This window comes from Peribacillus sp. SIMBA_075 (assembly GCF_046534585.1).
In genome coordinates this window covers 1-243 of record NZ_JAWRYN010001418.1, presented here as the reverse complement: position 1 = coordinate 243, position 243 = coordinate 1, and the positions used below count along the sequence as shown (strand labels likewise).

Annotated in this window: 1 protein-coding gene; it reads right to left on the bottom strand. The window is 30.9% G+C overall.

The features are described 5' to 3' along the window. On the bottom strand, nt 1-243 hold a 243-nt coding region (locus SB775_RS33025), incomplete at both ends, for a VanZ family protein (protein ID WP_410865510.1).

Here is a 243-nt window from a genome sequence, read left to right as displayed (position 1 = left end):
ATTCGTAAATACATCATCAATATCTGTAATTCTATTATTTAGTAATTGATTTAACTCAATTGCCAATGAAAAAAAGAATCCCGCACATACGGTGTTTTTCATTTTTCTAAACTGTGGCCAAATAGTAGGTAATAAAAAACCGAACGGCATAAACAGTACAATATTCAAAAGATACGTCGTACTACCTGCCTTATCAAATAGAGTCAAATTAATTTGATTTACACGAATCCACGTTTCATATCG